General features: G+C 37.1%; 6 protein-coding genes and 1 pseudogene. All 7 read left to right on the top strand.

The window, feature by feature from the left end:
- Window positions 1-215 (top strand): annotated as a pseudogene (locus AC22ZQ_RS11125) (30S ribosomal protein S4); the annotation flags it as partial.
- 16 nt (window positions 216-231) lie between these two features.
- A complete protein-coding gene (locus tag AC22ZQ_RS11120) occupies window positions 232-1,224 on the top strand; it encodes a DNA-directed RNA polymerase subunit alpha (RefSeq protein ID WP_090248880.1) in 993 nt (330 codons plus the stop codon).
- Between the two features lie 21 nt (window positions 1,225-1,245).
- Window positions 1,246-1,734, top strand: coding sequence for a 50S ribosomal protein L17 (gene rplQ, locus AC22ZQ_RS11115; RefSeq protein ID WP_318958844.1), 489 nt, complete (start codon window positions 1,246-1,248; stop codon window positions 1,732-1,734).
- A gap of 133 nt (window positions 1,735-1,867) precedes the next feature.
- Entirely contained in the window at window positions 1,868-2,971 is a 1,104-nt protein-coding gene (gene carA, locus AC22ZQ_RS11110) for a glutamine-hydrolyzing carbamoyl-phosphate synthase small subunit (protein ID WP_318958843.1), read from the top strand.
- Between the two features lie 2 nt (window positions 2,972-2,973).
- The gene (gene eno / locus AC22ZQ_RS11105; RefSeq protein ID WP_318958842.1) at window positions 2,974-4,257 is read left to right on the top strand and encodes a phosphopyruvate hydratase; all 1,284 of its coding nucleotides are present in this window, start codon (window positions 2,974-2,976) and stop codon (window positions 4,255-4,257) included.
- Window positions 4,258-4,493: 236 nt separating this feature from the next.
- Complete coding sequence (locus AC22ZQ_RS11100) at window positions 4,494-4,847, top strand: hypothetical protein (protein ID WP_318958841.1); 354 nt, start codon at window positions 4,494-4,496, stop codon at window positions 4,845-4,847.
- A gap of 4 nt (window positions 4,848-4,851) precedes the next feature.
- A partial coding sequence (locus tag AC22ZQ_RS11095) for a hypothetical protein (RefSeq protein WP_318958840.1) occupies window positions 4,852-7,278 on the top strand: 2,427 nt, incomplete at its 3' end.

Raw genomic sequence — 7,278 nt, 5'->3', positions numbered from 1 at the left:
CTTACCAGTTGAAAGTTGGTGATGTTGTAGGTGTAAGAGAAAAGTCAAAGTCATTAGAAGCAATAACATCTTCATTGGCTTCTAGTAATAATAAATTCGACTGGTTAGATTGGGATTCAGCTAAAATGGCTGGTTCTGTAATTAGTGTTCCAACAAGAGATATGATCCCTGAGAACATTAACGAACAATTTATCGTCGAATTATACTCTAAATAAAATATAACGCATTAACATGGCTATTTTAGACTTCCAAAAGCCTGACAAGGTAATAATGATTCAATCTGATGAGCACGAAGGTCAATTCGAGTTTCGTCCATTAGAACCAGGATACGGAATCACAGTAGGTAACGCTTTAAGAAGAATCTTACTTTCTTCTTTAGAAGGATTTGCTATCGCTTCAATTAGAATTGAAGGGGTAGACCACGAGTTCTCTACTATTAAAGGAGTCGTTGAAGATGTTACTGAGATAATCTTAAACTTAAAACAAGTTCGTTTTAAGCAGCAAATAGAAGATCAAGATACAGAGACAGTAGTTGTTTCTATTTCTGGTCAAGATAAACTTACTGCAGGGGATTTAGGTAAATTTACTTCAGCATTCCAAGTATTGAATCCGGATCTTGTATTATGTAATATGGAGCCTTCTGTAAAATTAGAGATGGAGTTATCTATCGTTAAAGGTCGTGGATACGTGCCAGCAGAAGAGAACAAAGTATCAGGAGCTCCTTTTGGTACTATCTTTATAGACTCTATTTTTACTCCTATTAAGAACGTAAAATACTCTATAGAGAACTATCGTGTAGAGCAAAAAACTGACTATGAAAAATTAGTTATGGAGATTGCTTCAGATGGTTCAATTCATCCTAAAGATGCTTTGAAAGAAGCAGCTAAGATTTTGATCCATCACTTCATGTTATTCTCTGATGAAAGAATTACTTTAGATAGCGAAGTGAAGTCTGAAACTGAGGAGTTTGATGAAACTTCTCTACACATGAGACAGTTATTGAAGACGAAGTTAGTAGATATGGATTTATCAGTTCGAGCATTGAACTGTTTGAAAGCTGCTGACGTTGAAACTTTAGGAGATCTTGTTTCTTACAACAAGAACGATCTATTGAAGTTCAGAAACTTCGGTAAAAAATCACTAACTGAGTTGGAAGATTTAGTGGAAGCTAAAGGTCTTTCATTCGGAATGAATGTGTCTAAATATAAATTAGACAAGGATTAAGAATCTTAGAATTAAAAGAAAATGAGACACGGTAAAAAAGTAAATCATTTAAGCAGAAAGTCAGCACACAGAAAAGCTATGCTTTCTAATATGGCTTGTTCGCTTATAGAACATAAAAGAATTAATACTACCGTAGCAAAAGCGAAAGCTTTGAAAGTGTACTTGGAGCCTTTATTGACAAAGTCAAAAACAGACTCTACTCACTCGAGAAGAATCGTATTTAGCTACTTAAAAAGCAAAGAAGCAGTAACGGAATTGTTCCGTGAAGTAGCTCCTAAAATTGCTGACCGTCCAGGTGGGTACATGCGTATCATCCGTATCGGTAACAGACAAGGGGATAATGCTGAAATGTGTATGGTAGAATTAGTAGACTTCAACGAATTGATGTTAAACGATAAGCCTGCTAAAACGACACGTCGTTCTAGAAGAGGTGGAGGTGCATCTAAAGCAGCAGAAGGTACAACTTCTGAAGCTGAAGCAACTACTGAAGCAAAAGACGAAGAAGAATAGAAATATTTTTCGAAGGAAAAGGCAATCTAAGGATTGCCTTTTTTTATGCCCTATTTTCAGGGTGTTAAGAAAAGTTCTTAAAAACATTTCTTAAAACCTTTATTATACATTAACTTTGCAAAAACTTTTTGAAATGCAAGAAAGAAATCCAGCAGTTCTAGTACTTGAAGACGGAACGGTTTTTCATGGAAAATCAATTGGTAATCCAGGTGTAACTTATGGTGAAATCGCCTTTAATACAGGGATGACAGGTTACCAAGAGGTATTTACTGACCCTTCTTATTTTGGTCAGATTTTAGTTATGACAACTTCTCACATCGGAAACTACGGTGTACATGCAGAAGAAATTGAGTCAGACGATATGAAGATTGCTGGTATAGTAATCAAAAAGTTTTCAGAAGTTTATTCTCGTGCATCGGCAGAAGGTTCTTTAGAAGAGAACATGGTAAGAGACAATAAAATAGGAATCTGCGATGTTGATACGCGTGCCCTAGTGCGTTACATTAGAAATAAAGGTGCAATGAATGCAATTATTTCTACAGAAGAGAATTTTGATATCGACGCTTTAAAACAACAAGTAAAGGAAGTGCCTTCAATGGAAGGTTTGGAACTTTCTTCTAAAGTTTGTACAAAGGAAGCATTCGAAGTTAAAGCCACTACAGAATCAAAATATAAAGTTGCATTGTACGATTTCGGTGTGAAGAAGAATATCGTAAGGTGTTTACAAGAAAGAGGTTGTGATGTAAAAGTTTTCCCTATGGATGCACCATTGGAAGATTTGAAGGCTTACAATCCTGATGGATACATGTTGTCTAATGGACCTGGAGATCCATCTGTAATGCCAGATGTAATTGAAAAAGTTAAAACATTAGTAGAAGGTGATACTCCAATCTTTGGAATTTGTTTAGGTCACCAATTGTTGTCTTTATCTCAAGGCTTAACAACAAAGAAAATGTTCAACGGACATAGAGGATTGAACCACCCGGTGAAAAACTTAATCACAGGTAAAGGTGAGATCACTTCTCAAAACCACGGATTCGTTGTAGACGAAGACAGTTTGAAAAACAACGAGAATGTGGAATTAACACACATTCATTTAAATGATAATACAGTTGCTGGTATTCGTTTGAAGAATAAAGCTGTATTCTCTGTACAATATCACCCAGAAGCTTCAGCTGGTCCACACGATTCAAGATACTTGTTCGACCAGTTTATTGATAACATGAAAAACAATTAGAAATGAGTTATATAGCTAAAATTGTAGGTAGACAAATTTTAGATTCAAGAGGTAACCCAACTGTAGAAGTTGATGTGTATACTTCTAACGGAGGTTTTGGAAGAGCAGCAGTGCCTTCTGGAGCGTCAACTGGAGTTCATGAGGCGGTAGAATTAAGAGATGGAGATAAAGGAAGATATTTAGGGAAAGGTGTATTAAATGCCGTGAACTATATCAATACTGTTATCAACGAAGAACTTGAAGGTGATTACGTATTAGACCAAAAGGCAATTGATTACAAATTGATCGCTTTGGATGGTACAGATAACAAAAGCAAATTAGGAGCGAACGCTATTTTAGGTGTTTCTTTGGCAGTAGCTAAAGCAGCAGCATCTGAAACAGGTATGTCGCTTTACAAATACATCGGAGGTGTTGGAGCGGTAACTATGCCAGTTCCAATGATGAACATCTTAAATGGTGGATCTCACGCAGATAATAAAATAGATATTCAAGAATTTATGGTGATGCCTTTTGGTGCATCTTCTTTCTCTGAAGGATTAAGATGGGGAACTGAGGTATTCCACCACTTGAAAGCTGTTTTAAAAGAAAAAGGAATGTCAACAAACGTTGGTGACGAAGGTGGATTTGCTCCATCATTAGGATCTAACGATGAGGCAATCGAAGTTGTATTAGAAGCTATCGAAAGAGCGGGATACAAACCAGGCGAGGATATCTGGATTGCATTAGATGCTGCATCTTCTGAGTTCTACAACGAAGAAAAAGGGAAGTACATTTTTGAATCTACAGGTGATGAAATGACTTCTGAAGAAATGGTTGAATTCTGGAACCAGTGGTGTGATAAATACCCTATCGCTTCTATCGAAGATGGATTAGCAGAAGATGACTGGGCTGGATGGAAAAAAGCAACAGAAGTTCTTGGAGACAAAGTGCAATTAGTGGGTGATGATTTATTCGTTACAAACTCTAAGCGTTTGAAAAGAGGAATTGACGAAGGTATTGCAAATTCTATCTTAGTGAAGGTAAATCAAATTGGATCTTTAACAGAAACAATTGAGGCAGTACAATTGGCTACACGTAACCAATACACTTCAGTAATGTCTCACCGTTCGGGTGAAACTGAAGACAATACTATTGCGGATTTAGCGGTAGCATTGAACTGTGGTCAAATTAAAACAGGTTCTGCTTCACGTTCTGATAGAATGGCGAAATACAACCAATTAATTAGAATTGAAGAAGAATTGGGAGAAGCTGCAGTTTACCCAGGAAAAGATTTTAAGTTCCTATAGGACGTTTAAAATTTAAGGATATATACAAAGAGGAACTTTCGGGTTCCTCTTTTTTTATTTCTATACCTATGAAAAGTTGTGTTCTAGCCCTAAATAATTAAGAAAAACTAATACTTTTAGAGTGCTAAGGTGTTGGTTGTGATGTTTGTGAAATATTTCTGAGATTTTTTTAGAATTAAAGGCAACGTCATTTTCTTTAACACGTTTAGATTGTAAAGCTAGAAACTATGAAACCCATGAAAACTTTGTTTTTATGTGCAATACTTATTTGTTGTTCTGCATTTCAGAATGTACAAACACAGCAATTGAGGTATTTTGCACAGGTACAATTAAGTACCACATCTACAAGCCTTCAAAATGAAATTGAAACGGCAATTAAAAACAACCCGAATTGTTATGTAGTTCGTTTAGATCGTATAACAAACGGACTCTTAATTGTAACCAAAGAAATTAATTCATTTACGAATGATGATCTTATTTCTTGGATGGAAGGCAATGAAAATTTAATTGAATGTTCTCGTATTGGAGTGCAAGGTTTTGATGACCATTATGCATTCGATGATACGTTTTGTGATAAAGTAAACCAATAGCCATATGAAAAAGATATTTTATACCCTTCTAATGGCTTTGGCAGTATCAGGCGTTAAAGCACAAACTACAACTACCAATCCAGCTGATTGTAGTACAGCCGTTTTCGGATGTACAATCAATGACTTTACGGCAGGTATTGGTCAAGGAAACTTTAACGATATTCCATCAGGGAATACTGTTTCAAACCCTTCTACAAACCCAGGTACAGCAGGTAACTCAGGTTGTTTGTTGGCGAATGAATTAAATCCTACTTGGATGATTTTTACCATTCAACAAGATGGTTGGTTCGAGTTTACTTTAGGATCACCTAATAGTGGTGGTTGTTACGATTGGGCATTATGGCCGTATTACCAAGCGGGTGGAGGATCATTATCTAGCAATGACGCCTGTTCAGATATTACAAATAATTTATTGCCTCCTGTTGCTTGTAACTGGAACGGACCTTGTCAAGGTTATACAGGTATGGTTCAACAAGGTAATTTACCTACTGGAGCCAATCAAGGTAATTTTGAACACTCATTCTTCGCAACAGCGGGATCTCAATATGTTTTGTGTTTTTCTAACTACAGTGGTTTACAGAACCAATTAGTACCGGTTTATACAGGTACGGATATTCCTGGTAACTCAGGTAGTACAACAACAGCATCTGTAACATGTGATCCTTCAGCATTAGGTTCAACAGTATGTTTAGGTGATACGGCTACAGCTACGATTGATCTTGGTGGGATTGATTCAAACTATGTAAGTTTCCAAGTATTAAATAATGCTTCGGAATTAGTGAGTTCGGCAAACTGGCCAGAATTATCATTCTTACCTACAGATACTACTGAATACTTTGTAGAGCTAAGTGATACTACAGGTATTTATGATACTGTGTCGTTTACGATTAACGTGTTACCTCCTGTATTTGTTGATGCAGGAACAGATACAGCCATTTGTCAAGGTGGAATTGCTTATATGCAAGGTGTACCTTCCGATCCGAATAATGAATTTATGTGGACGGCCAGCGGTTCTTCAACCCCATTTTTTGCGCCTGGAAACGATGTACTTGACCCCCAATTTCAAACGCTGGGTAGTGGAGCCTTTACCCTTTATTTGACCGAATCAAATGGTGTATGTCCCGATGCTACAGATAGTGTTGTAGTATATGTTTCAGTACCTGTTTTACAAGATTCTTTAATAGATCCAAGTTGTAACGGATTTAGTGATGGAGAGATTTATCTAGATTCAGTTAACAACGATCAATATAGCTTTGATGGTGGACAAACGTATCAAACGGCTAATTTTATGACTGGTTTGCCTTCTGGTTCGTATGATGTTGAAATCATAGATATATACGGATGTACGGATGATGCTACGGTAGTGTTAAACGAACCAGCACCAATTGTATTGACAACGAGTCCAGACACAACAGTTTGTGAGAACGGAACAGCATCTATGTGGGCTTCAGCTACAGGTGGAACTTCTTTTGTATACAACTGGAGTACATCTACAAATACAACTTCAAATGAAGATTACAGTCCAACAGCAACAAGCACAGTTGATGTAATGGCTTACAATCAAAATCTTTGTCCTTCAGATACAGCGACTATAATAGTTACAGTAAATCCACCGTTGAGTGGAACTATAAGTCCTGACCAAGATATTTGTCCTGGATACCCAGCGGCACTATTGGTTGACGGAGCAGGTGGTGATGGTGGTCCATACAACTACACTTGGGTAGATGGAGCTGGTAACCCTGTAGGTTCTTCGAATACTTTTAGTGCGAATCCTTCGGCGACAACTACGTATACAGCAGTAGTTACAGATGGATGTGAATCAACGCCATTCCCACAACAGGTTACAATCACAGTTTTACCAGAACCGGATGTGCAATTTAGCGCAGATATCACAGAGGATTGTGCACCAGGTACATTTACTTTGACTAATGATACTGACCCAACGATGGTTGGAAATTGGTACTGGAATTTGAGTAATGATAGTTCTTATATGAATGTGGATCCGCTTACAGTAACACTTCCAGATGTTGGTTCTTACAATGTTCAGTTAATTGTTGAATCTCCTGATGGATGTATAGATTCTTTGACCTATACGAATTACTTAAATGTGACGCCAATTCCACAGGCCGACTTTAGTTACAATTCTCCGATTTACATGTTTAGTCCAGAAGCACAATTAAATAATGCTTCGGTAGATGCAGTATCTTACCAATGGATAATTAATGAAGGTAATCCTGGAACTTCTACAGAAGAAAACCCTGTAATTACTTTCCCTGATGGAGAAACTGGAAGTTATGAGGTGATGTTAATAGCTACTTCAGATATTGGTTGTGTTGATACCATTGTGAAAATGGTTAACGTTGAACCAGAAGTTATCATGTATGCTCCGAATACATTTACACCAGATGGTGATGAATACAACAACTCTTGG

This window comes from Lishizhenia sp. (assembly GCF_057456495.1).
Note: the sequence above shows the minus strand (reverse complement) of the source record. Positions and strands in the feature narration are given on the sequence as shown.